We start from the raw sequence: 25,348 nt of genomic DNA on the forward strand, positions 1-25,348 counted from the left end.
TTGTGTTTTTAAAATTTAATTAGTCTGTACTCTTGGTCTTGTAAATGTATGAGGGCCGTCATAGCGGAGAGGGACAGTTGTACCCCTTCCATAAGGTCTTCTTTGGGAAACCCCCTAGCGTTCGATGATTGCCCGCAGAAAATGATATCGACCCCGGCATGCTGTAATGCCTTGATCAATTCACTATTCGGGTTTGCGGTTCCGTATCTTTTTTGATAAGCTGTATCGGAAATGATATCTTTTGACGCTTGATTATGGACCACCAAAGCGGCTTTTAGATTTTCAGCGGGCACTCCACTCTGAGCATGCATATTTAAAAAACGCGCCGCGGTTTCGATACTCGCATTAACCTTGTCATGGCTTTCGGGACTATTCATGATATCGAAAACAGCCCTAAAGGTCTTCGTGGTGTCAACTTTGAAGTCCGGTTGCTCAATGGCCCAAACGGCGCCATATTCTTTAATGATAGGACCTTTGGATTTTTTTTGTGCTGATAGATTTAAGGAAATGGAAAGTGCAATTAAAAGTGCGGAAATGTAGCGGGTACCCATACGATATAGTTCTGGCTCTAAATATATTCAAATTCAATAAAACCCTCGCTCATTGTTCATAATTATTGACGTCTTGTTTTTTCGATACCCTTTATTATGGCTAAATTCACCTTCCAATAAAAGTATAGGAATTGAGTAATTTCATAGATGAACTGAATGATGCCCAGAAGGCCCCAGTGCTGCATAAAGATGGGCCCTTAATGGTTATCGCGGGTGCCGGTTCAGGCAAGACCCGAGTATTGACCTATCGTATTGCACACTTAATGGCGCAAGGGGTAGACTCTTTTAATATTTTGGCCCTAACCTTTACCAACAAGGCCGCACGCGAGATGAAAAAGCGAATCGCCGATATTGTGGGTACCTCCGAGGCGAAAAACCTTTGGATGGGTACTTTTCATTCGGTATTTGCAAAACTCTTGCGCTATGATGGCGATAAACTGGGCTTTCCCAGTAATTTCACGATATACGATACTCAAGATTCCCAACGCCTGATCGCTTCGATTATCAAGGAAATGGGACTTGACAAGGACATCTACAAGTACAAACAGGTACAGAATCGTATCTCGTCCTATAAAAACAGTCTAATTACCGTAAAGGCCTATTTTCAAGACCCTGAATTGATGGAAGCTGATGCCATGGCCAAGCGCCCTAGACTTGGGGATATTTACCAAAACTACGTCGATCGCTGTTTTAAAGCAGGGGCGATGGATTTTGATGACCTTTTGCTGCGAACGAACGAACTACTCAATCGCTACCCTGAGGTATTGGCAAAATACCAGAATCGTTTCCGCTATATTTTGGTCGATGAGTATCAAGATACCAACCACTCGCAATACCTTATCGTAAAAGCGCTATCCGATCGATATCAAAATATTTGTGTGGTGGGTGATGATGCGCAAAGTATCTATTCCTTTCGGGGAGCCAATATCAGTAATATCCTGAATTTCCAGAAAGATTACGACAATGTCGGCATGTACCGCTTAGAGCAAAACTATCGCTCTACAAAGAATATCGTCAACGCGGCGAACTCCATTATTGCCAAGAACAAGAACCAACTTGAGAAAGTCGTCTGGACGGCCAATGATGAAGGAGCGGCCATTAAGATCCACAGAAGTACCACAGATGCCGAAGAAGGACGCTACGTAGCGGGTTCCATATGGGATCATCGGATGCAACAACAAATGCGCAACGGTGAATTTGCTGTGTTGTACCGTACGAACTCACAATCCCGAGCCATTGAGGACGCGTTGCGCAAACGCGATATCCCTTATCGGATCTACGGGGGCCTCTCTTTCTATCAACGTAAGGAAATCAAGGACGTGTTGTCTTATTTGAGGCTCGTCGTCAACCAAAAGGACGAAGAGGCGTTGAAACGGGTCATCAACTTTCCGGCTAGGGGTATCGGCAATACCACGGTTGACAAACTGGTGGTTGCGGCCAACCACTACGGAAGATCCATTTTCGAGGTCATCGAAAACTTGGAGAAGATCAATTTAAAAATCAATTCGGGAACCAAAAGAAAGCTTCAGGATTTCGTCACGATGATCAAGAGTTTCCAAATCATGAACGAAGGTGTCGATGCCTTTGTTCTGGCGGAGCATATCGCCAAGAAAACAGGAATTCTTTTGGAGTTTAAAAAGGATGGTACCCCCGAGGGTATCGCCCGTATGGAGAACATTGAGGAATTGCTCAATGGTATTCAAGACTTTGTAGAAGGGCAAAAAGAGATCGATGAAGCCACAGGAAGTCTTTCGGAGTTCTTGGAAGATGTAGCATTGGCAACGGACTTGGATAAAGACACCGGCGATGATGATCGTGTAGCCCTGATGACCATTCATTTGGCCAAAGGGCTTGAATTTCCTTATGTCTATATTGTTGGTATGGAAGAAGATCTTTTTCCTTCCGCCATGAGTATGAATACCCGAAGCGAGTTGGAGGAGGAGCGAAGACTGTTCTATGTAGCCCTGACCCGAGCTGAAAAACAGGCCTATTTGACCTATACCCAAAATCGATACCGTTGGGGAAAACTTATCGATGCGGAACCTAGCCGTTTTCTTGAAGAGATCGATGAACAATATGTAGAGAACCTCACACCGATCGACAATGCCGGGTATCGGTACAAACCCCTAATCAACAGTGATATTTTCGGGGAGGTTGATAAAAGTAAACTGAGACAAACGAAACCGCAGAATGGGAAGCCGCCGTTGGTCGGAAAACCCAACGAGAACCAGTTGCGTAAGCTTCGTAAGTTAAAACCCGAATTGGCCGCTCCAGTAGGGAATACCAATAAAATCGATCCGAATCTGGCGGAGGGCGCGCTGGTCAATCACACCCGTTTCGGTCGCGGTAAGGTATTGAAAATCGAAGGGGTCGGTAATGACAAAAAGGCGGAGATACAATTTGAGAAAGGAGACATCAAAAAATTATTGCTGCGTTTTGCGAAATTGGAGGTTTTGTAGTTATGGTGTTTTTTAGATGGTATCTTCCAAATAAAAAAATGAGACAGATCAAGTTTTTCCGACCGCTACTATGCTTGTTTCTTTTTGGATGTACCACGTCCGATAGTCAAGAACCGGCGGTGGTTGCCGAACAAGAAGAACCAACCCCTACGGTGGTAGCCAAAAACCCTGATGATGCCGACTATTGGGATGATGCCGAACTGGTTTGGAGTGACGAATTCGAAGGGGAAACAATTTCCGAGGATAACTGGCTTTTTGAAACCGGTGGTGGTGGATGGGGCAATCAAGAACTTCAAAATTATCAAGAAAACGGTAATGCGGAGGTCAGTAATGGTACCCTAAAAATTACGGCTAAACGGAATATGGATAATACCATTGAAGGTGCCTTTACGTCAGCCCGAATGAACAGCAAGGAAAAATTCAAGTATGGCCGTATGGAAATTAGAGCGAAAATGCCCGAACATAAGGGAAATGGTATATGGCCTGCGCTCTGGATGCTAGGGAGTAACATACAAACAGTGGGATGGCCAGCGTGCGGGGAGATCGATATGATGGAGTATGTGAGTTTTAAACCGAATAAGACCCACTTTTCCATTCACAGTACACGAAACAATCATGCCGATGGCACCGAAATTACTTCTGGCGCTGTTGATTTGGAGACGATAGAGGAGGAGTTTCATGTTTTTGGAATGCTTTGGTCTAGGAAATATATCAAATTCTATATCGACGATATGGATACCATTGCGTTCTCATTTCGTCGCCCCACTGTTTCAAACGTGGATAGTTGGCCCTTTTCAGGTGATTTTTATTTTTTGATGAATATTGCCGTGGGAGGAACTTGGGGAGGTCTTGAAGGTGTTGATACCAGTATATTACCCGCTACTATGGAAATCGATTATGTACGGGTCTATCAAGTGGACTAGGTCATGCCTCGAATTATAAAACGTCGCAATGAACGCGACAGCTGTGAAAGAAAGCTATATGCTCATTTTTAAATAATTCTGAAAATGAATCGAGATCCATTAGTTGAAGTTTATCGACATCCACTCCTACAGGCAAGTGATTTGGATCAACTTATATCGGTGCACCGCCCCATCAGCTTTGAAAAAGGAGATTTCATTTTAAAAGAAGGAGCACTATCCAACGCCTATTATATACTGGTAACCGGATTGGTGCGATCGTTCGTCTTTGATTTCGATCAAAATGACATTACTACGAACTTTATTTCAAAAAATGAATTGATCCTAGAAGCTTCGTCTCTCTTTCAGGGTATTCCAAGCCAAGAGAATTTTCAAGCCTTAACACCTTGCCATTGCCTGAAAATCGATTTCGAGGACTTTCAGAGGTTATTTCACTCGATTAAAGGTTTCCGCGAATGGGGTCGCGCATGGATGGCGGAAAGCTTGTTTCAACTTAAAAAAAGATCGCTCTCGATGATAACCGATTCCGCCACGGACCGGTATTTGAACCTTTTGTCACAGCAATCGGATATCCTTAAAAATGCACCCCTAAAGGATGTTGCCTCTTATCTTGGCATTACCGATTCTTCCCTTAGCCGAATACGTAAAGAAACGGCCAGAAACTGATTTCTTGTCATAGGACAAGTGTACCCCATATTTTTTGATTTAAGTTAGCTCTATGGTTCGGGATAAGCCTGTGATCAAACAAGCTTGTTCCCTCTATTTTATGCGAGTTTAGTCATCAATTAATTCACATTCAAATCATGGAAAACGAAAAAATAATGACGCTTCATCCACAAGGAAAAAAGGGAGTGAACATTCTAAAACGACGGTACGATGTCATTAGGGATTTTATCATGGAAACGCTATCCGATCATTCGGAAATAGCATACCAAGAACTGGACAAGTTGGCCGTGCAAAAACTAAAGGACTCCTTTGATGGTAAAGTCGGATGGTACGTTGTGTCGGTAAAACTTGATCTCGAAGCAAGAAATTTGATTGAACGCGTTCCGAATACAAGTCCCCACGAAATCCGCCTGGTCACTAACGCACAGCTAGTGAATTCTTAATAGTAATGCTAGACATACCTCTTATTATATCGATTGCCTTTATCGGCACAACGGTATTGACTTTCTGGCTGTTTTGGAAATCCTCAAGATTTTGTAAACCCGTATTATGGGTATCGATAGTCTGGTTGATGCTTCACGGCATACTGGCCTTTTCAGGTTTCTACCAAAATTTGGAGGCTCGACCTCCACGAATTACCTTGACCTTAGGGCCCAGTATACTTTTCATCGTTCTGTTGTTTTCTTTTGAAAAAGGACGAAGTTGGATAGGGCAACTGAACCTTAAATGGCTGACCTTGCTTCATATCATACGCGTACCGGTAGAGCTTATTCTATATGCCCTTTTTGTGCAGAAAGTAATTCCCGAGCTGATGACGTTTACCGGTAGAAATTGGGATATTCTAGCGGGGATTACGGCACCCCTAGTCTATTATTTCGGCTATGTTCAGGGTACCTTAGGACGAAAATTCATTCTATTTTGGAACGTACTTTGTCTAAGTCTTCTACTAAATATTGTAGTCAATGCACTTTTATCAACGCCATTGCCCTTTCAACAATTCGCTTTTGAACAACCCAATAGGGCCTTGTTCTATTTTCCGTTTATTTGGCTACCGGCCTATGTGGTGCCTGTGGTCTTGTTATCACATGTAATCGTGATTTACAGGACAATGAAGACCCCGTAACTTGCGTTACGGGGATTATATTCACTAGCTATTGAACAAAAAGGGCGCCTGACGAATGAAATCGTCCTTTGAAATATGTTCCTCCATAAAGAAGGCCAAATCCGTCGCACTGATTTCATCTCCTTTACAATCGGTCAGATCGCAATGTGTATCAAATCGCTCGTCTGTCTGTTTGATCATGGGCAACCGGATCAAGGTCCAATCCACATTACTTTGCCCCAAAATGTCATATTCGTATTGCCGATCCCTAGTGGATTCCGGAAAGTTGGCATGCATCCAATCGGTGCCCGCTTGGGTCTTGGGTCCCTTTTCGTCAAAAGGTGTATTTACATTTAACCCAGCAACGAGAATGTACCTTTTGATTTGATGTTGAGACATGGCCCTCAAGATATTTTTGGTAGCCTTACTGAAAACGGTCGGCTCACTCATAGGGCTGCCGCCTAGGGTGCTAAGAACTGCTGCGCAGCCCTCCATTACCGTCTGAACGGTGTCGTAATCCCTCACATCTCCGTAAACGACTTCAAATGAATGATTTTTAGTCTTGAGGTTTTTAGGGTTTCTAACGAGTAGTCTAAGGTGGTACCCCTGCTCTAAAAGTGTTTCGACAAGGTAACGTCCTGCCTTACCGGTGCCGCCAATGACGGCAATTTTGAAAGTATTTTTCATGTATTCTCTTTATAATATGGTTATAGAAATAGTGACCGAGAATGAAATCGGTCTAAAGCGTCGATGGGTATCGACAAAAACGAGTATGTTTTATAAAGAGAATCTAATGATTCAAAGATAAAGGTATTTTCCAAAAGAAAATAACCAGTACCTTCGTATGGTGAAGTGTTCGATATGGCAGAATTCATTAAACTATATGAGGAGAATCCGAACCCTAGGGAAGTAAAAAGGGTAGTGGATACCCTCCGCAAAGGAGGACTCGTTATCTACCCGACCGATACCGTTTATGGTCTGGGCTGCGATATCACCAATTACAAGGCCTTGGAACGTATCGCCAGGATCAAGGGGGTCAAACTCGAAAAAGCGAACTGGTCTTTTATCTGTGCGGATCTGAGTAACCTATCTGATTATGTACGCCAAATCGATACGTCTACCTTCAAAATATTGAAACGGGCATTACCCGGACCTTTCACTTTTATTTTACCCGGAAACAACAGCTTGCCCAAACCGTTCAAAAAGAAAAAAACAGTAGGTATTCGAATACCCGATAACAACATTATCAATGCGCTTGTCGTAGAATTGGGAAATCCGATAGTTTCAACTTCTATCCGTGATGAAGACGTGCTCTTGGAATATACTACGGACCCTGAGTTGATTTTTGAGAAATGGCAGAACTTGGTCGATATTGTTATTGATGGGGGATACGGTGGAAATATGGCTTCAACCATTATCGATTTGTCACAAGAGCAACCTGAACTCATACGCGAGGGCAAAGGCGATTGGAATAGTATATAAACAAGAAAATGCGCCAATGGCGCATTTTCTGGATTTCTTCAAAACAGCGTCTTACTGTCTATTCGTTTATTGCGGGATCTTTCATACCCTCTTCGATCATGCTATAGAACTGATCGATTTTTGGAAGAACTACAATACGTGTTCTTCTATTCTTTGATTTCTCACTTGTAGAAACGGGAACGTACTCAGCTCTACCGGCGGCGGTCATACGTTTTGGGTCAACCTTGTAGTCATTCTGCAAAATTCGAACTACAGCTGTAGCTCGCTTTACACTCAAATCCCAGTTATCTAAAAGAATTCCATTTTTGTTGTAGGGTACATCGTCAGTATGACCTTCTACCATGAACTCAAAATCAGGTTTGTTGTTCACTACTTGCGCCACTTTACCCAATACGTTCTTGGCCTTACTTGTGACATTGTAGCTTCCACTACTAAATAGCAATTTATCGGATATAGAAACAAAGACAACTCCTTTTTCAACACTGATTTCGATATCCTCGTCGTCCAAGTTTCCGAGAACACCCTTTAGGCTTTGTACCAACGAAAGGTTAACGGAATCCCTGCGTGTAATCGCATCGTTTAATTTGCGGATAGTCAAATCCTTTTCTTGAAGACTTTCCAATGATTTCTCCAAGTTTTCAGCACCTTTTGTAGTCAGGGTCGTCAAATTGCCCATATTGTTGATGAGCTCCTGATTATTCGCCTTAAGGAAAGCATTCTGATCTTCCAAGGTCTGTAATCTTGAAGAGGCGGTCGCTTTCTCCTCCAGACAAGTATTCAATTTTACGGTTGCTGAATTCAATAGATCTTCTGTTTCCTTAGCTTTCGCCTCTAATTCGGCATACTTCTTTTGCGATACACAAGAAGAAAGAAGAAGGGTAACTCCTAAACAGCCTAAAATGATTTTTCTCATAATGATGTGTTATTATTAATTGTGTTATTTGTTCCGGTTTTTTGAAATACGTCACAAAACTATAGAATAGTGTACTTCGTGATAATCAAAATTAGTTAATCTTTTACTAATACGTTAAAATTCTTTACATGATGTACGAAGTGAGACCAAACAATGGATTTCGTGGTATAATACTTTAATATAAAATTGGCTTTTTCACGTTTTCGGTTCATTTTCCTGAATTGCCTATAGAAACTGAGGTGCGCCCGCAAGATGGCGAAGCAATGAGTGAATTTCAACTGAAAGATAAATCGTATGGCCGCTACGCCATCTAAGAGCAAGCGTAGAAAGATTACGTATAGTGCTTTTCCCTTTGGGAGATTCTTGGTAATTGAAAACAGGGAGTTCCTAAAATTCAGATACGTTTTTTTCGGATTCATATTACTCAAGGTCGAACCGCCCAGATGATATACTTTAGATAAGCCGACATAGTAGGTAGAATAGCCCTTATTCTTGGCCCGCCAACACAGGTCGATTTCCTCTTGATGCGCGAAATAGTCTTCATCAAAGCCTCCAAGCACTTCAAAAACGTCACGTTTGATGAACATGCATGCACCGGTCGCCCAAAAAATATCACGAACATCATCGTATTGTCCTTCATCTTTTTCCAATGCCTGAAAAATACGTCCTCTACAAAATGGGTACCCGAGCTTGTCGATAAATCCGCCGGCGGCTCCGGCATATTCAAAATGATCCTTTTTCTTGAGGTCAAGAATTTTAGGTTGAATGATGGTAGCGTCAGGCAGTTCTTCAAAAGCTTTTAGTATAGGGGGTAGCCAGTTCTCAGTTACTTCCACGTCGGAATTCAAGAGGCAGAAGAGGTCGGCATCGACATGTTGTAGGGCATCGTTGTAACCTTTGGCAAATCCGCCATTGGCTGAATTTTGTACGATTTTCACCGAAGGATAATTGGCCTTCAGGAAATCTATCGAACCATCGGTCGAAGCATTATCGGCCACATAGATTTCAGCCTCGCCCGAATATTGGGTAACTGATGGCAGAAAGCGCTCTAGTAGCTTTTCTCCATTCCAATTTAATATGACGATGGCGACGCGCAAAACGATGGCAAATTAACGGCTAAAATCAGGAATATCTCTTAGAAACGTATATTTTTCTTGCTCCTCATCCATTTTACAGTAAAAATGGGCTAGGCCATTGGTGACAATCAGGTAGTTGGCCTTAAGTTCTCGATTGTAACGTGCAATTTGATTAAATGTATTTTGATCAATGGTGATTTCAGGGGCTTTACACTCGACCAAAACTTCAATGGATCCGTTTGGGTTAAATACGACAATGTCATACCGTTTGGTCAAGGTATTGACCTTTAGCTGTTTCTCCACATTGATGTGACTTTTCGGGTAGTTCTTGGATTTTATCAGATAGTTGACCATATGTTGGCGGACCCATTCTTCTGGCTGAAGCACCACGAATTTTTTGCGAATGTCATCAAAAATGTAGGTTTTATTTTCGCTATTTTTGAGCCTGAAACGATATGAAGGAAAGTTTAGCGGAACCACAGCGCAAATTTGATGAATTTATTTGAATGGACGAAGTAAAACAAATAGTAGGCGCTATAGATCAGGGCAATATAAGCCCCATTTACCTGCTTACAGGTGAAGAGCCATACTATATCGACCGGATTGCAGAATACATCGAAAAAAACGTACTTTCCGAAGAAGAACGCGGTTTCAACCAAATGGTGCTCTATGGCAAAGACGTGTCAGTAGACGATATCGTGAGCAATGCCAAAAGGTATCCGATGATGGCTGAACGGCAAGTAGTTATTGTAAAGGAAGCCCAGCATCTATCACGGACCATAGAAAATTTGAATGCCTACGCAGAGCATCCCCAGCCCACAACTGTTTTGGTTTTGTGTTATAAGTACAACAAGTTCGATAAGCGCAAAAAGGTCTACAAGAGCATCAAAAAGAACGGGGTTTGTTTTGAAAGCAAAAAACTATATGAGAACCAAGTTTCCGATTGGATACGACGGGTACTGCAGGGTAAGGGGTACCAAATATCACATAAAGCAGCGATACTCCTAACGGAATTCCTAGGAACGGATTTGAGCAAGATCAATAATGAGCTTGAAAAATTACAATTGATCCTTCCAAAGGAAAAGGAAATCACTCCCATGGATATCGAGGAGCATATCGGTATTAGTAAAGACTATAACAACTTTGAGTTAAAAAAGGCCATCGGAGAGCGAAATGTGTTGAAGGCCACAAGGATTTTGAATTACTTCGCCAACAACCCCAAGGATAATCCTTTCGTAGTTACAGTGACGCTCTTAAATACCTTTTTCACCCAGTTGCTGAAATACCATGGCATGAACGATCACAACCCCAAGAACGTGGCCAAGGTACTGGGTGTGAATCCATATTTTGTTAAGGAGTATCAAGTCGCCGCCAGAAATTACCCGATGAGAAAGGTGAGTCAGATCGTATCTAGTCTTAGAGAGTTGGACCTTAAAGGTAAGGGAGTGGGTGCGACCAATGTGCCGCAGGGCGATTTGCTCAAAGAGTTATTGGTAAAGCTCTTGTAACTACTTTTTGTCCACACTGAATTTTCCTGGGCCAACAAGAATGATAACAACGAAAAAGGCCAAAAACAAAAATGCTTTTTCTTTTGTTCCGAAGGGATCTGATGCATGCACGATGAAAGCCGCAACAGCCATGGTAATCGCAGGTGGAATTGCAACCCATCGTGTTTTAAAACCGACTATCAATAAAATAGGACAGATAAACTCTCCGATAACCGCAAGAAAAAGGGAGGGTGCAGGTCCGATTCCTATGGGGTCACCGAATTCAAAATTGCCACTAATGAGCTTTTGAAATTTAGGCAGTCCGTGTGTGAGTAACATGGCCGAAGGGAGAATTCGGAGAAGGGCCAATCCGATGTCCTTTGTTAGGGAAGTAGTCATAAGTCGTGTGGTTAACGGAAGCTAAAGTATCTATTTTTTTTGAATTTGCATAAGAACTTGATCTATAGCCTGTACAAGCATATCTGCATCATGCCTAGTAAAACTCAGGGGAGGCTTGATTTTGAGAACATTATCGTAAGGTCCGTCCGTACTGATTAAAATAAATTTTTCACGAAGTCCATTTTTTATGCTTGCGGCCAATTTTGTATGCGGAAGACCATTTTGGTCTACCAATTCCACACCCAAAAAAAGACCACTACCACGTATATCGGCAATTTGGCTATGTCGTTTTTGAAGCTGTAGAAGACTTTTGGTCAAATGTGTACCTACATCCAAGGCTTGGGCTTGCAATGATTCCTCTTCGATAACGTCCAGAACCGCTTGACCAATGGCACACGATACCGGATTTCCACCAAAGGAGCTGAAAAATTCCAGTCCATTGTCAAAGGAAGCAGCGATCTCAGCGGTGGTTACTACCCCACCAATTGGGTGACCATTGCCCATCGGTTTCCCTATGATAACCATATCAGGAACTACCTCGTGCATTTCAAAACCCCAAAAATGACTTCCCAGGCGACCAAAACCTACCTGGACTTCGTCACTGATACAAATACCTCCCTGCTTGCGAATTTCGGAATAGACTTGCTTCAAATACCCTTTGGCCAAGGGTACCTGACCTCCACATCCCACAATAGGCTCTGCAATAAAAGCCGCAATTTCATTTTCATTTTGAGCAATGCGACCTTTGGCCCGTGTAGCGAAATAATCGCCGGCGGTACCATTATCGTCGTATCCGGAACCGAAAACCTTGGGCATTTCGGTCTGAATAATATGGTCTTGCCTGCCTTGCCCACCTTCATGATCATACTTGTAATGACTGATATCAATGCCCATTCTTGTATTGCCGTGATAGCCGTGCTCCAACACCATGACCTTGGCCTTTTTTGTATGGGTCATCGCCATTCGAATGGCCAGATCACTAGCGGCACTACCTGAATTTACGAGAAAGACCTTGTTCAATTTTTCGGGAAACTTATTCAGTAGTTGCTCACTGTAGGTTAATAAGGCTTCATATAAATACCGGGTATTGGTATTCAGTTTCGCTATTTGTCGTTGCCCGGCCTTAACCACTTTAGGGTGACAATGTCCGGCCAACATGATATTATTGTAGGCGTCTAGGAAGGTATTTCCGGAAGTGTCATACATATACTGAAATGCCGACTGGTGCATTTGAATGGGAGTAGTATAGCTCAAGGAAAGGGCTCCACTCAAATATGCTGTTCTTCTTGTCCATTGTTGCTCCAGGGACTTTTTGGGGAGTAGGGCAAGGTTAGCCGCCTCTCTAAAAGTATTGGTTGCCTTGAGCGGGTTAATGGTAAGCCACTTTTTCAAAAGATCCCACGCCGGTTTTTCGCTTATCGTGATATACTCGGAATTAGGTTTCTGCTTTTTGGCATAGGCCGAATTGCAGACACTGGTACAAAGTCTTGCAGCTATGAGGTAGTATAGCACATCGATTTCCTGTGTTTCCAGGGGCCTTATGTTCTGATATCCGTTGATGAGCGGTGCAGCGACTTTAAGCGGTTCTTCTTTGTTCATCATCACATAGGTCAGCGCCACAGCAACTTCATTGATTACCCAAGTAGTGCACATATCCCCAAAGTCAATAATCCCAGTTACGTCGCCATTTTGAGTAAGTACATTCCAATCATTGCCGTCGTTATGGATAATGCCTTTTCGCAATCGAGAACCTATGGGCAGTACATGCTCATTGAACTGTAAAAAGAAATAATCTACAAGATTTCGGTCTTTGGAATCTGGAATATATTGTAGATAGGTATAATTGGATTGGAAGTGGCGCAGGTCCCACTGCGTTTCTTTCGCGGCAATCGCCGGTGAATACAGCGGTACCGTAACGACATCCATTTTTGCGAGGAACGTTCCGAAGGAATACAAGAGCTCCCGGGTATGGGGTACATCTCCTAGGAATTCCCCTTCTACAAAAGATAGGAGGCGGTACATTTCGTTTTCTTCTACCAAGATGGATTTTCCACTTCCCGTAGGGATACCTTTCGGAAAGTTATAGCTCTTTAACTGCGCCACCTGCTCCAGTATCAATTGCTCTCCCAATAACAATTGTAGCGTTTCATCCGAGTAGGGGTATTGTTTCAATACAAAAGTACCTTGTGGGCAGTTCACTTTATAATTGACACTATCGTAGCCCTCTAAGGTAATCAGTTCACAATCTTCGAGGCCATAGTGTTTGGCCAACATACTTTTGAGACCCATAAATACGCAAATTTCTCTAGACCAAACTTAGCTTAAATGAACTGAAGTAGGAAGGATATTTTCAGAATGGAGATGAAAAATTAGTGCAGTTTAGTATATTTAGAGTTATATATTCATCAAAAATCATCAATCATGAAAAAATTAATCATCACCTTACTTCTCTCTTTGGTTGCCATTCAGGAACACAATGGGCAAGGCTTTGAATTCAAGGCCGATCAAATAGATATCAAATATGAACGCTTTGTGCTGCCCAACGGTTTAACACTGTTGGTTCATGAAGACCATAAGGCGCCCATCGCTGCCGTAAACGTCTGGTACCATGTAGGTTCAAAAAACGAGAAGCCTGGAAAAAGTGGTTTTGCCCATTTATTTGAGCATCTGATGTTCAACGGGAGCGAGAATTTCGATGACGACTACTTTCAGGCGCTGGAGCGAATCGGAGGTACCGATTTGAACGGAACGACCAATTCGGATCGTACCAATTATTTTCAAAACGTGCCGGTTTCCGCGCTCGATCAGGTGTTGTTTTTAGAATCGGATCGTATGGGTCATTTATTGGGCGCTATAGATCAAGAGAAACTGGATGAGCAACGGGGTGTTGTTCAAAACGAAAAGCGACAAGGTGAGAATCAACCTTATGGGAGACAGCGAAATATGTTGACGAAGGCGATGTTCCCCAAAGGGCATCCGTATTCTTGGACGGTTATCGGCGAAATGGAGGACTTGAATGCAGCTTCTTTGGAAGATGTGCAAGAGTGGTTCAAAACCTATTATGGTGCTGCGAATGCTGTAGTAGCGGTTGCCGGAGATATCAACCCTCAGGAAGTGTACGCAAAGGTTTTACGCTATTTTGGAGATATTCCTTCTGGGCCTACCATTGCCCGACAAGAGGTGAACATTCCCGTACATCAGGGAGATACCTACGAGGTATATGAGGATCGGGTTCCGGAAACACGTATTCTTTTTGCTTGGAATACGCCTCAGTTCGGGGATAGGGAGGACTTACACTTTGATTTAATTTCGGCCATACTGACTGATGGCAAAAATTCAAGACTGTACAAAAAACTGGTATATGAGGACCAAACAGCAAGTTCCGTAGTGGCTTATCAAGGGTCTAGTGAGATCGCGAGTACTTTCGTGACATGGGCCAATGTGAAGGCCGGTGAAGATGCCGATAAAGTTAAAAAGGCGTTGGAGACAGAGATTGAGCGGTTGATTGCCGAAGGGCCTACCGAAGCCGAATTGAAACGAGTGAAGGCTGCTTATTTTTCGAGATTCATCAAAGGACTGGAGCGTATCGGTGGCTTTGGAGGTGTTTCCGATATTTTGGCATCCAATGAGACTTATTTTGGAGACGCCGCATACTATAAAACGGTTTTAAAGTACATAGAAAATGCCACTCCCTCCGACGTGCAAAAGACCGCTCAAAAATGGTTGACTCGTGGAAAGCATACGATCATTTGCAATCCCTTTCCGGAATATACCGTTTCGGAATCTACAGTAGACCGTTCAAAACTACCGGAGTTAGGTACCCCTAAGAACTCGAAGTTTCCAGAGCTACAGCGGGAGAAACTTTCGAACGGCCTAAATATTGTTCTTGCCAAACGCACGGGAGTCCCGACCGTAGTCATGAACCTGATGTTCGATGCAGGGTATAAGACCGACTTTCTGGCCAGCCCAGGTACAGCGTCATTGGCAATGAATTTATTAGATGAAGGTACCAAGGAAATGACCTCTTTGGAGATCAATGAACAACTACAGCTTTTGGGAGCGAGTTTATCTACTTTTTCGAATCAGGACAATTCAAACATCTATCTGAATACCCTAAAGCAGAGTTTAGAGGCGAGTTTAGATGTATTCGCCGATGTTGTGATGAATCCTTCGTTTCCTGAAAAGGAGTTTGATCGACTCAAAGCGGAACAGATCAATGGTATAAAGCGTGAAAAATCACAACCTTTTTCAATGGCGCTGAGGGTTATGAATAAGTATATGTACGGAGAAGGACATCCGTATAGCAATCCATATACAGGCACAGGATATGAGCATACGGTAGAAAAGCTTTCCCGCGAAGATGTTTTAGGATTTTACAATACTTGGGTCAAACCGAATAACGCTACCCTGGTGGTCACGGGCGATGTGGAAATGAAAGATTTGAAATCCAAACTTGAGAAAAAGCTAGGGCGCTGGAAAAAAGCCGATGTTCCTTCCATATCCTTCAAGACCCCGCAAGTGAATTCAAAGAATACCTTGTACTTGATGAACAGACCTGAGTCACAGCAGTCCGTAATCATCGCGGGCCATTTGACCGACAAGTATGGAGAGGTCTCTGAAATCGCATTGGAACAAATGGTAAGTATTCTCGGAGGGGACTTCACTTCGCGGATAAATATGAATCTCAGGGAAGACAAACATTGGTCATATGGTGCTGGAGGGCTCGTGTTGAATACCAAACAAGAGCGTCCGTTTTTGGTGTATACCTCGGTTCAAACGGATAAATCAGCAGAGTCGGTTACGGAAATCAGAAAGGAAATTTCGGATTTCGTTTCGGGCCGTCCAGCGACAGAGGAGGAAGTTGAAAAGGTAAAGACGAACCAGATTTTGAAATTACCCGGCCAGTGGGAAACCAACGCCTCAGTGAACGGTTCGGTCTCTACGCTCGTGAATTACGGTCTTCCAGATGATTATTATCAAAGTTATGATACCAATGTACGTGGTTTAACGACCTCTGATGTGCAGAAGGTTAGTAAGAAAATCGTCCGCCCCGAGGCTATGAATTGGTTTATGGTCGGAGACCGAGCTAAGATCGCTAGTAAACTAGATGAACTTGGCTTTGATAATATTATCGAAATCGATGCGGACGGTAATCCGATCAACCCTGCCATGAAGGAACAAAAGGAGGAATTGAAAAATTAAAGCTATTTTCTATAGGTGCGTGCTATCTTAAATTGGGATATTCCTCAGGATCTGACTCATTTAAGATGGCATATACCTTTTCGAAAACATCTTCTGTATTCGGCTTTGAAAAATAGTCCCCATCGGAGCCATAGGCCGGTCTGTGAGCTTTGGCCGTTAAGGTTTGTGGTGCACTGTCAAGATAGCGGTACGCACCTTGCTTTTCAATAATTTCATTGAGCAAATAGGCCGAGCATCCGCCAGGAACATCTTCATCAATGACCAACAATCGATTCGTTTTTTGGACACTTTTTACGACATCGTGTTCAATATCGAATGGTAATAGGGATTGGGCGTCGATGACTTCAGCATCAATACCGACTTCTTGAAGCTCTTTCGCCGCCTCCATTACGATACGCAGTGTAGAACCATAGGAAACCAAGGTAATGTCAGCCCCCGTTTTAATAGTCTCTACCACTCCAATAGGGGTACAAAACTCTCCGAGATTGTTCGGCATCCGCTCTTTTAAACGGTAACCGTTCAAGCTTTCGATGACCAAAGCGGGTTCATCACTTTTCATCAATGTATTATAAAAGCCGGCCGCCCGTGTCATATCCCTAGGAGATAGAATGTACATGCCACGGAGCACATGTATCAATCCACCCATAGGAGAACCGGAATGCCATATACCTTCAAGACGGTGTCCTCTTGTTCGAACGATTAATGGTGCTTTTTGTTTCCCTACTGTACGATAGCGTATCGTTGCTACGTCATCGGTGAGCGTCGGCATCGCGTAAAAAATATAATCCAAATACTGAATTTCCGCAATAGGTCGTAAACCTCTTAAGGCCATTCCTAATCCTTGACCTATAATTGTCGTTTCTCGAATACCCGTATCGGCAACACGAAGTTTTCCATGTTTTTCTTGTAGTCCTTCAAGCCCTTGATTTACATCACCTATTGCCCCACTATCCTCACCAAAGACCAATATCTCGGGATACTTATGGAATAAGGCGTCGAAATTATCCTTCAAAATCATGCGCCCGTCCACTACTTTTACTTTAGCGCTATACTCAGGTGGTATAGCAGCAATGTTCGTTGCCTTATTTGCGTTCTCACTGTACAGATGATCACTATAATTGGGCTGTTCTTTTTCCAAGAACCCATTTGTCCAGTCCAGCAAGTTCTTTTTCTCAACGGAGTCCTGCCCTAGAAGATATCTCAGCGCCTTTCTTGCCGTGGCCGCCAAGTCTCTTTTAATGGGCTCTTCAATTGCCTGAAGATCATTGGTGAGTTTGGTGATAAAGGCTTTGTTCTGACTCGTGCTTGCTGCTTTATTTAAGAGCTGTACCAGTATTCTCTTTTGTTCGAGATGCGCTTCCAAGTATTCGGCCCATGCTTCCTTCTTTGCGGCACGAACGGTTTTTTTTATTTCCAGTTCTATAGCATTGAGTTCCTCTTCATCGGAAATACCGGACTCAATGATCCATTCCTTAAATCGCTTATTACAGTCGTTCTCCGTTTCCCATTTGAGGCGCTCCTCACTTTTATAGCGTTCATGGGAACCGGAAGTGGAATGGCCCTGCGGTTGCGTTAATTCGGTAACGTGTATAAGTACAGGTACGTGTTCGTCACGGGCAATATCGGAAGCATTTTCATAGGCGTGCATCAATCCCGTGTAATCCCAGCCCTTTACTTTTAATATTTCGAATCCGGGCTGTGCTTCATCACGTTGAAATCCTTCCAGGGCTTTTGAGATATCCTCTTTGGTCGTATGGTACTCCTGAGGAACCGAAATTCCGTAATCATCGTCCCAAATACTGATTACCATAGGCACTTGAAGTACTCCTGCGGCATTGATGGTTTCAAAGAACATTCCTTCGCTTGTACTGGCATTACCTATAGTTCCCCAAGCAACTTCATTTCCGTTGACGGAGAATTTAGCTGAATCGATGTTCTTAAGTTCACGGTATACTTTCGAGGCTTGGGCCAAACCTAGCAATCGGGGCATTTGCCCAGCCGTACATGAAATATCGGGAGCAGTATTTTTCTGTTTGGTGAGGTCTTTCCACGATCCATCTTCGTTAAGACTGTACGTCAAGTAGTGTCCTATCATTTGCCTACCGGCGCTCATCGGTTCTTTTTCCATATCGGTTGTGGCATATAGCGCATGAAACATGGCTTTGGGGGTCAGAAGGCCTAGGGCCATCATGAACGTCTGATCACGGTAGTACCCACTTCTGAAATCACCATTTCTGAAGGATCGGGCCATTGCCAATTGGGGTAGTTCCTTGCCATCACCGAAGATTCCAAATTTTGCTTTACCGGTCAACACTTCTTTTCGACCGATGAGACTACACGTCCTACTTAAAAAAGCGGTTTTGTAATCTTTAAGAATCTGTGCTCTAAAATCATCGAAAGAAATGTCATTACTGGTTCGTGGTGATATATCCATGGAGCACTTGAAGTTTTTGCAAAAATACGCAACGACTTTGTTTTTTGCAACCACCGATTGGGCATATTCGTTAGACATTTGTCAATAAAATCGCCTTAAAACATCAAATGATTGATGATTGCGCAAAACTTTGGTAAAATTTTAAGAATATTTCAATTGACTAAAACCATTTTCTATTGAAGAGACCGAGCAGGGTCTTAGGGCTTACGGTGATGATGAACCGTATTCTTTCGCCATAATCGGGTTCTGCAATTTCCCATCCGTTGTTCGAATACAATGGAAAATACAGTTCGAAATAATCGGTGACCAAATTAAGGCGAATACCTGAGTCATAAACAAACTTTTCTCGCAGCCCTCTATTTTTGACCATTCCTATGTCGCCATACAATTCTATCCAACGCCATAGGTTCACACTGGCATTGGCGGTAGCGATCCAATCGTCGGCAAAGCGATAGCGCTCATCAAGAAAAGATTTGAAACCACCTTCAGCGATAATGATCTGCTGGCTGTAGATACCGGAGTCCTCAGACCGACCCAAATATCCATAATCAAAAAGATAATCGGTTGGTCGGTCCAAAGCAAAACTGAAAAAGTCAGAGTTGGTTTTGTTCCTCAAAAACTTTCCTCCATAAAAACGGAGATTTAATTGGCGATTGCTTTGAAAAAGCCAACGGTATTCAAATTGTGCGGATAGTTTAGTGAAATCCCCACCATACTGGAAGTCGAGTAGGGTGTATTTAAAGTTAATGATGTTATTGTCGATATTGGCGTACCGCACATTGAATACGCTGTAATCGGGATTTTCGGGATCATTTCGTATGTCGGTTAAACTCGGATCAATATCCCTGAAGATGTTCAGGTATCTGAACGAAAGTGACTGACGTTTGTTCGATATCAAATCAGGACGCCAACCGAAACTGAGCGAAGGGGTGAAAGTGGAGTAGCGTGAGTTGACATTGAAATGCCTGCTAGACCCCCCGAGACGATAGTTGGCAACATATAACCCTGTTTTACTGAGGTATTTTCGGTATGAAATACTACCGCTGCCCACAAAAGCCTGCTCACGAAAGGAATAGGATGGCGAAACATCAAATACAAAAGGACGCTCCAACAAGGTTTTATTATGGAGTCGCATACCGGGTGTCCATCCATCGTAAATGTTGAACTCGAGTACCGGCGTATAAAAAACCTGGTTTAAGTACGGATTTTCGGAATCTTGAAGAAAGGTAAGCTTCAATTTTTTATTGCCGGAGAAAAAGCCCCCTAATGATTTCCAGTTGTCACGCTGATTAAATTCTGGTATTTTTTGGTCATAGTTCAGCACCAAACGTTCTTCCCCGTTTCGGGGAATAGTGAATTTTTTTTCCTTTTCGATTCCCGAAAACCAATATTTTGAGATAACCGAGTCATTTTTTAAACCAAATAAAGAGATGGGTACGACGGTTCCTTCTTTGTTCTTGATCGTAAGGGTTAACGAGTCGTTGTCCTTTTCCACTTTTTTGATTTTGTAGTCTATGCGACGATCAGAATACACATAGTTGTTGAAAAACCAATCGATATTTTGATCGGCGGAACGTTTCAAAATCGATTCGAAATCCAACACCTTCACACGGTTCAATTGGTAAAACTTATAGAAGGTCTTGATACTCTCGTCTACTTTTTCTTTACCGACGTAACTGGCTAAATAGGAGAGACCTAGGCCAGCTTTATATTTATTGGCGATTTTTTGATTGAACCGGATCAATGAATCGTTAGAGGTAATAAGGGGTTGATCTAAATTTCGTCTTGCCGTGAGCATGTATAAAAAGGGATACTGCTCGTTGAAACCCATTTTTGCCAAATTGAAACTACGCACTCCCCATATCTTTGCCAGTTTTCCTAAAAGCTTCTGATTGGGGTAGTGCGCTTCCACGTACGCGATCATGAGGTAATTGGCTATGGCATCGGCCAGCCATTGCTCTTTTCGAGGGTCTAGATACAGCGTTTCTTCAAGAATGTTGATCAGGGCGGTTTTCAAGAACTTCATCTCAAATTGAAACTGAGGGTCGTAGGGCCTAATGAAAGAGGGTAATTGATTGATTCCGTACAACGGATTCTTATTATAATCTATTTCACTCACCAATAATCTAGGGTGCGGATATTTACCGAGGTTTTCGTAAATGAACTTTACCACATTGTTGATCGAAATACCTTGTAAAACAGGGTCATACTTATTTACGTTGATATCCGTAACGACAGTTGCATAAGGTGTGATATGAGTGGTGAAGCGTTTGGTCTTACTCAATATGATTTCACAGTTTTTCTGTCGGCTTGCATTGAGTTGTATGCGTTGCCCATTTGGAAACTGGGCATTCCCCGAGCTCCTGAAATTAGAGGATAGGTAAAGACTATCAGGGTAGACCAAATTGATATTGGTGTCCGTGATGTCCGTGTAGAGATCCTCAAGGTTTTTATTGGAATACAGGTGCCATTTTCCATCGAACATGGCAGGTGTCAAATACCAATCTTTCAGGTAGTATTCCTTATTCCCTGTATATCCATAAGGAGTATACTTGTTAGGGGGAAGCTTTACATTGTAGGTAATGAACAAATGGGTCGATGCACCGGGCAATAAGGGTTGATTCAGTTGTATTCCAATAATATCCTGGCCTGACATACGTTCCCATTGCACCCCTTTGTAATCGTAGTCTACAATGCTCAATATTTCGGTATGCCCTCTTTCAGTGTCCTTGGCCAAGTGAAGGCTTTTTTTGAATTGCCTTGTAAAACTTTTGGCGAGAGCGGTATTTTTATCGGCATAGGCATTCGCCCAATCATTAAAGTAAAGGGTATCAAGCGTTTTTTTTGAAGTATTGTTGTAGGTGAACTCTTGCTGTATGGACAACTCATGGGTGTCATCATTTAGCGTAGCATTCACCAAATTGATATGTTGACCGCATAACTCGCCCAAGGGTAGCAGTAGTGCTATGATAAATATGCCGTAGCATAATTTTATTTTTTTGTGACCGCCCATTTAGAAATTAGGACTGAGAGCATGTCCCTTATAAAAGGCATCGATAATCGCAACCACCTCTTCTTTCGTATCTACCAGTTTGATCAAGTCAAGGTCTTCAGCGCTAATGTTACCGGCATTGAGCATGGTGTTTTTCACCCAATCGAACAATCCGTTCCAAAACTCGGTACCTACTAGGATAATAGGGAATCGCTCGATCTTATGGGTTTGTATGAGGGTAATCGCCTCAAACAGTTCATCCAACGTACCGAAACCACCTGGCATGACCACGAACCCCTGGGAATATTTAACGAACATCACTTTACGTACGAAGAAATAATCAAAATCCAAACTCTTATCGGAGTCAATATATGGGTTGTCGTGCTGTTCAAACGGAAGATCGATATTTAATCCTACTGAGGTGCCGCCCGCTAAATTCGCCCCACGGTTACCGGCTTCCATTATTCCAGGGCCACCTCCGGTAATCACCCCATAACCGGCTTCTGCAATACTCTGTGCGATATCGACAGCCAATTGATAGTAAGGAGCGTTTTCTTTTGTGCGAGCCGAACCGAAGATGGAAACACATGGGCCTATGAGGCTCATACGCTCAAACCCGTTTACAAACTCGCCCATAATCTTGAACAAAGCCCAAGAATCATTGGTTTTGATTTCATTCCATCCTTTGTGATGTTGCTCTTTTCTCATACTTATTTTTTGTGAACACTTTCTTGAGTGGATTCCACCTCAAATTAAATGTCGCTTAATTCAATTCTTTTATCAAAAACTTTGCCGTATAGCTTTTTTTGTCTTTTGCTACCTGTTCCGGCGTACCTTTGGCCACTACATTTCCTCCGCCGCGTCCACCTTCATAGCCGATATCGATGATGTAATCGGTCATTTTAATGACATCCATATTGTGTTCGATGACCAAAATGGTATTTCCTTTGTCTACCAAACGATTAAGAACTTCCATTAGTACACGAATATCTTCAAAATGAAGACCTGTGGTGGGCTCGTCCAAAATGTAAAACGTATTGCCCGTATCCCTCTTGGACAGTTCGGTGGCCAATTTTATACGTTGTGCTTCACCACCTGAAAGGGTAGTCGATTGTTGCCCTAACGAGATATACCCCAGCCCGACATCCTGAATGGTTTTGAGCTTCCGATAGATCTTAGGGATATTTTCAAAAAACTCAACAGCTTCATCTATCGTCATTTCCAATACATCGGCTATGGACTTTCCTTTGTATCGTATTTCCAAGGTTTCCCTATTGAACCTTTTGCCATTGCAGGTCTCACATTCCACATAGACATCCGGCAAGAAATTCATCTCTATGACCCGAAGTCCGCCCCCTTGACAGGTCTCGCAGCGTCCGCCGTTCACATTAAAGCTAAACCTACCTGGTTTGTACCCTCGTATGGCGGCCTCTGGAGTTTTGGCAAAAAGAGAGCGAATTTCGCTAAAGGTCCCGGTATAGGTTGCCGGATTCGACCTTGGCGTACGCCCGATCGGGCTCTGATTGATATCGATGACCTTATCGATATGCTCGAGTCCCTTAATCTTTTTATAGGGCATCGGCTTTTTTACCCCATTGAAGTAATGGGCATTCATAATGGGGTAGAGGGTTTCATTGATCAAGGTGGATTTTCCACTACCTGAAACGCCGGTCACCCCGATCATTTGACCCAACGGGAGTTCAATGGTCACATCTTTAAGATTATTACCAGTGCAACCCGATAGCACTATTTTCTTTCCATTACCCTTCCTTCTTTTTTTGGGCACGGCGATTTCTTTTTTACCAGTAATATAGTCGGCAGTAAGTGTGTTCTCTAGAATCAATTCCTTCGGAAGGCCTTGAGATATGATTTCGCCTCCGTGTCGACCTGCTTTTGGGCCAATATCGATAACATGATCGGCGCGTTCTATCATATCACGGTCATGCTCTACGACGATGACCGAGTTGCCAATATCCCTTAGCGATTCAAGTGACTGGATCAAACGCCCATTGTCACGTTGATGGAGTCCAATGCTGGGTTCATCCAAAATGTATAATACACCAACTAGCTGAGATCCGATTTGGGTGGCTAATCGAATGCGCTGCGCTTCACCACCAGAAAGGGATTTCGAACTGCGATTTAACGATAGGTAATCGAGCCCTACATCCAATAGAAATTGGATGCGCGTTCTGATTTCCTTCAAAATTTCTTCAGCGATCTTAAATTGGTTTCCAGAAAGTTTCCCATCCAACTCGGTGAAAAAATCCGCCAACTCGGCAATATCCATATGGGCCAATTCCGCGATATTCTTTTGGTATATCTTGAAATTCAGTGATTCCTTGCGTAGTCGCGTACCTTTACAAGTAGGGCAAGAAATCCGATCCATATACTCTTTGGCCCAGCGCTTGATCGAGGTGGACGCCGCCTCGTCAAACTGACTCTTAATGAAGTTGGATATCCCTTCATAGTCTATTTTGTAGGTTCGTTTAACTCCCAAACTTTTCGAATCGACCTCAAAATTTTCCACTCCGCCGTTCAATAGCACCTCCATAGCCGCATCTGGAATTTTGGAAATGGGATCGGTCAGTTCAAATTGGTAGCGTTGAGCTATGGTCTCAATTTGTTTGAAAGCCCACGATTTTTTGTATTCGCCTAAAGGTGCAATACCACCATTCTTGATGGATTTCTTTTTATCGGGAAATATTTTTTGCACATTGACTTCGTATACATGCCCTAGTCCGTTACAATGCGGACACATCCCTTTTGGGGAATTGAAGGAGAACGTATTCGGTTCAGGAGTGGGGTAGGAGATACCAGTTGTAGGGCACATCAAATCCCTACTGAAATAGCGTGCTTCCTCAGCGCCTTCTTCCAAAACCATCAAAACATTATCACCGCTGTACATCGCCGTATGAATGGTTTCGGTTAAGCGCTTGTCAGTCTCTTCGGTGTCGCTGACTTTTAGGCGATCGATGACGATTTCGATGTCATGGGTTTTGTAGCGGTCTACTTTCATTCCCTTGACAATATCGATGACCTCACCATCAACCCGCACTTTGACAAAACCCTGTTTTGCAATATGCTCGAAGAGTTCGCGATAATGCCCCTTTCTCGATTTGATCACAGGGGCCAGAACATTGACCTTTTTGCCATCATAATCGGTCTTGATCAGCATTTTGATTTGCTCATCACTGTAGCTGACCATTTTTTCACCTGTGTTATAACTGTAGGCATCGCCGGCTCTTGCGAAGAGCAAACGTAGAAAATCATAGATCTCCGTAATAGTTCCTACGGTTGAACGTGGCGACTTGGACGTCGTTTTTTGTTCAATAGCGATGACGGGTGAGAGGCCGTCGATTTTATCGACATCAGGTCGTTCCAACCCTCCCAAAAACTGTCGGGCATAGGCCGAAAAGGTCTCGATGTACCGTCTTTGGCCCTCTGCGTATATCGTGTCGAACGCCAAAGATGATTTACCACTACCGGACAAACCGGTAATAACTACTAGTTTCTCTCTAGGAATCGTAACATCGATGTTCTTTAAATTATGAACACGGGCACCTTTGACTTCTATATTTTCTTCGTAATTGATCATCTTTCAAAGCAAAGTTGCAAAAGTACGATTTTGGTGGCCAAAAACGGAAGTAGGGAGAATTCGTTTTTGT

At 43.0% G+C, this 25,348-nt stretch carries 19 protein-coding genes; 8 read left to right on the plus strand and 11 right to left on the minus strand.

What is annotated here, in order from left to right; translation table 11 throughout:
• Positions 1 to 8 precede the first annotated feature (8 nt).
• A complete protein-coding gene (locus ACKWCA_RS12130; RefSeq protein ID WP_413978465.1) occupies positions 9 to 551 on the minus strand; it encodes a DsrE family protein in 543 nt (180 codons plus the stop codon).
• 131 nt (positions 552 to 682) lie between these two features.
• Here ACKWCA_RS12130 and ACKWCA_RS12135 point away from each other — a divergent pair, with 131 nt between their 5' ends.
• The 5 genes from ACKWCA_RS12135 (at position 683) to ACKWCA_RS12155 (ending at position 5,719) form a co-directional block, all read left to right on the plus strand.
• The gene (locus tag ACKWCA_RS12135) at positions 683 to 3,010 is read left to right on the plus strand and encodes an ATP-dependent helicase (protein ID WP_413978466.1); all 2,328 of its coding nucleotides are present in this window, start codon (positions 683 to 685) and stop codon (positions 3,008 to 3,010) included.
• A 38-nt stretch (positions 3,011 to 3,048) separates the two neighbouring features.
• On the plus strand, positions 3,049 to 3,933 hold the full coding sequence (locus ACKWCA_RS12140) for a glycoside hydrolase family 16 protein (RefSeq protein WP_413978467.1): 885 nt from the start codon (positions 3,049 to 3,051) through the stop codon (positions 3,931 to 3,933).
• Between the two features lie 84 nt (positions 3,934 to 4,017).
• A complete protein-coding gene (locus ACKWCA_RS12145) occupies positions 4,018 to 4,596 on the plus strand; it encodes a Crp/Fnr family transcriptional regulator (RefSeq protein WP_413978468.1) in 579 nt (192 codons plus the stop codon).
• A 137-nt stretch (positions 4,597 to 4,733) separates the two neighbouring features.
• Complete coding sequence (locus ACKWCA_RS12150) at positions 4,734 to 5,039, plus strand: DUF6958 family protein (RefSeq protein ID WP_413978469.1); 306 nt, start codon at positions 4,734 to 4,736, stop codon at positions 5,037 to 5,039.
• A gap of 5 nt (positions 5,040 to 5,044) precedes the next feature.
• Complete coding sequence (locus ACKWCA_RS12155) at positions 5,045 to 5,719, plus strand: hypothetical protein (protein WP_413978470.1); 675 nt, start codon at positions 5,045 to 5,047, stop codon at positions 5,717 to 5,719.
• 24 nt (positions 5,720 to 5,743) lie between these two features.
• Here the strand turns inward: ACKWCA_RS12155 and ACKWCA_RS12160 are convergent, their stop codons facing one another.
• On the minus strand, positions 5,744 to 6,385 hold the full coding sequence (locus tag ACKWCA_RS12160) for an NAD(P)-dependent oxidoreductase (protein WP_413978471.1): 642 nt from the start codon (positions 6,383 to 6,385) through the stop codon (positions 5,744 to 5,746).
• 174 nt (positions 6,386 to 6,559) lie between these two features.
• On the opposite strand from ACKWCA_RS12160, the gene ACKWCA_RS12165 reads away from it, so the two are divergent.
• Complete coding sequence (locus tag ACKWCA_RS12165; protein WP_413978472.1) at positions 6,560 to 7,180, plus strand: L-threonylcarbamoyladenylate synthase; 621 nt, start codon at positions 6,560 to 6,562, stop codon at positions 7,178 to 7,180.
• 58 nt (positions 7,181 to 7,238) lie between these two features.
• Here ACKWCA_RS12165 and ACKWCA_RS12170 read toward each other — a convergent pair whose 3' ends face one another.
• The 3 genes from ACKWCA_RS12170 to ACKWCA_RS12180 form a co-directional block, all read right to left on the minus strand.
• Complete coding sequence (locus ACKWCA_RS12170) at positions 7,239 to 8,093, minus strand: OmpA/MotB family protein (protein ID WP_413978473.1); 855 nt, start codon at positions 8,091 to 8,093, stop codon at positions 7,239 to 7,241.
• A gap of 95 nt (positions 8,094 to 8,188) precedes the next feature.
• Positions 8,189 to 9,190, minus strand: coding sequence for a glycosyltransferase family 2 protein (locus ACKWCA_RS12175; RefSeq protein ID WP_413978474.1), 1,002 nt, complete (start codon positions 9,188 to 9,190; stop codon positions 8,189 to 8,191).
• A gap of 12 nt (positions 9,191 to 9,202) precedes the next feature.
• Positions 9,203 to 9,649: a type I restriction enzyme HsdR N-terminal domain-containing protein gene (locus ACKWCA_RS12180; protein ID WP_413978475.1), complete on the minus strand. Its 447-nt coding sequence runs from the start codon at positions 9,647 to 9,649 to the stop codon at positions 9,203 to 9,205.
• Between the two features lie 26 nt (positions 9,650 to 9,675).
• Between ACKWCA_RS12180 and holA the strand changes: the two genes are divergently transcribed.
• A complete protein-coding gene (holA, locus tag ACKWCA_RS12185; protein WP_413978476.1) occupies positions 9,676 to 10,677 on the plus strand; it encodes a DNA polymerase III subunit delta in 1,002 nt (333 codons plus the stop codon).
• Here holA and ACKWCA_RS12190 read toward each other — a convergent pair whose 3' ends face one another.
• Complete coding sequence (locus ACKWCA_RS12190) at positions 10,678 to 11,055, minus strand: DoxX family protein (protein ID WP_413978477.1); 378 nt, start codon at positions 11,053 to 11,055, stop codon at positions 10,678 to 10,680.
• Between the two features lie 30 nt (positions 11,056 to 11,085).
• Positions 11,086 to 13,344: an aminotransferase class III-fold pyridoxal phosphate-dependent enzyme gene (locus tag ACKWCA_RS12195; protein ID WP_413978478.1), complete on the minus strand. Its 2,259-nt coding sequence runs from the start codon at positions 13,342 to 13,344 to the stop codon at positions 11,086 to 11,088.
• A gap of 132 nt (positions 13,345 to 13,476) precedes the next feature.
• On the opposite strand from ACKWCA_RS12195, the gene ACKWCA_RS12200 reads away from it, so the two are divergent.
• Complete coding sequence (locus tag ACKWCA_RS12200; protein WP_413978479.1) at positions 13,477 to 16,257, plus strand: M16 family metallopeptidase; 2,781 nt, start codon at positions 13,477 to 13,479, stop codon at positions 16,255 to 16,257.
• Positions 16,258 to 16,279: 22 nt separating this feature from the next.
• Here ACKWCA_RS12200 and ACKWCA_RS12205 read toward each other — a convergent pair whose 3' ends face one another.
• From ACKWCA_RS12205 to uvrA, 4 genes are all read right to left on the minus strand, one after another.
• Positions 16,280 to 18,691 (minus strand): alpha-ketoacid dehydrogenase subunit alpha/beta, encoded by a 2,412-nt coding sequence (locus ACKWCA_RS12205; protein ID WP_413978480.1) that lies wholly within the window; start codon positions 18,689 to 18,691, stop codon positions 16,280 to 16,282.
• A gap of 160 nt (positions 18,692 to 18,851) precedes the next feature.
• A complete protein-coding gene (locus ACKWCA_RS12210; RefSeq protein ID WP_413978481.1) occupies positions 18,852 to 21,704 on the minus strand; it encodes a gluzincin family metallopeptidase in 2,853 nt (950 codons plus the stop codon).
• Complete coding sequence (locus ACKWCA_RS12215) at positions 21,705 to 22,391, minus strand: LOG family protein (protein WP_413978482.1); 687 nt, start codon at positions 22,389 to 22,391, stop codon at positions 21,705 to 21,707.
• A gap of 55 nt (positions 22,392 to 22,446) precedes the next feature.
• On the minus strand, positions 22,447 to 25,278 hold the full coding sequence (gene uvrA, locus ACKWCA_RS12220) for an excinuclease ABC subunit UvrA (RefSeq protein ID WP_413978483.1): 2,832 nt from the start codon (positions 25,276 to 25,278) through the stop codon (positions 22,447 to 22,449).
• Positions 25,279 to 25,348 lie beyond the last annotated feature (70 nt).

This window comes from Maribacter corallii, assembly GCF_047345415.1.
In the GTDB taxonomy this organism is placed as follows: Bacteria; Bacteroidota; Bacteroidia; order Flavobacteriales; family Flavobacteriaceae; genus Maribacter_C.

What these genes read in the sequence shown, in the direction of transcription:
- ACKWCA_RS12130 (WP_413978465.1), bottom strand. Translation starts at nt 551, where the DNA reads ATGGGTACCCGCTACATTTCCGCACTTTTAATTGCACTTTCCATTTCC.
- ACKWCA_RS12140 (WP_413978467.1), top strand. Translation starts at nt 3,049, where the DNA reads ATGAGACAGATCAAGTTTTTCCGACCGCTACTATGCTTGTTTCTTTTT.
- ACKWCA_RS12145 (WP_413978468.1), top strand. Translation starts at nt 4,018, where the DNA reads ATGAATCGAGATCCATTAGTTGAAGTTTATCGACATCCACTCCTACAG.
- ACKWCA_RS12150 (WP_413978469.1), top strand. Translation starts at nt 4,734, where the DNA reads ATGGAAAACGAAAAAATAATGACGCTTCATCCACAAGGAAAAAAGGGA.
- ACKWCA_RS12155 (WP_413978470.1), top strand. Translation starts at nt 5,045, where the DNA reads ATGCTAGACATACCTCTTATTATATCGATTGCCTTTATCGGCACAACG.
- ACKWCA_RS12160 (WP_413978471.1), bottom strand. Translation starts at nt 6,385, where the DNA reads ATGAAAAATACTTTCAAAATTGCCGTCATTGGCGGCACCGGTAAGGCA.
- ACKWCA_RS12165 (WP_413978472.1), top strand. Translation starts at nt 6,560, where the DNA reads ATGGCAGAATTCATTAAACTATATGAGGAGAATCCGAACCCTAGGGAA.
- ACKWCA_RS12170 (WP_413978473.1), bottom strand. Translation starts at nt 8,093, where the DNA reads ATGAGAAAAATCATTTTAGGCTGTTTAGGAGTTACCCTTCTTCTTTCT.
- holA (WP_413978476.1), top strand. Translation starts at nt 9,676, where the DNA reads ATGGACGAAGTAAAACAAATAGTAGGCGCTATAGATCAGGGCAATATA.
- ACKWCA_RS12190 (WP_413978477.1), bottom strand. Translation starts at nt 11,055, where the DNA reads ATGACTACTTCCCTAACAAAGGACATCGGATTGGCCCTTCTCCGAATT.
- ACKWCA_RS12195 (WP_413978478.1), bottom strand. Translation starts at nt 13,344, where the DNA reads ATGGGTCTCAAAAGTATGTTGGCCAAACACTATGGCCTCGAAGATTGT.
- ACKWCA_RS12200 (WP_413978479.1), top strand. Translation starts at nt 13,477, where the DNA reads ATGAAAAAATTAATCATCACCTTACTTCTCTCTTTGGTTGCCATTCAG.
- ACKWCA_RS12205 (WP_413978480.1), bottom strand. Translation starts at nt 18,691, where the DNA reads ATGGATATATCACCACGAACCAGTAATGACATTTCTTTCGATGATTTT.
- ACKWCA_RS12210 (WP_413978481.1), bottom strand. Translation starts at nt 21,704, where the DNA reads ATGGGCGGTCACAAAAAAATAAAATTATGCTACGGCATATTTATCATA.
- ACKWCA_RS12215 (WP_413978482.1), bottom strand. Translation starts at nt 22,391, where the DNA reads ATGAGAAAAGAGCAACATCACAAAGGATGGAATGAAATCAAAACCAAT.
- uvrA (WP_413978483.1), bottom strand. Translation starts at nt 25,278, where the DNA reads ATGATCAATTACGAAGAAAATATAGAAGTCAAAGGTGCCCGTGTTCAT.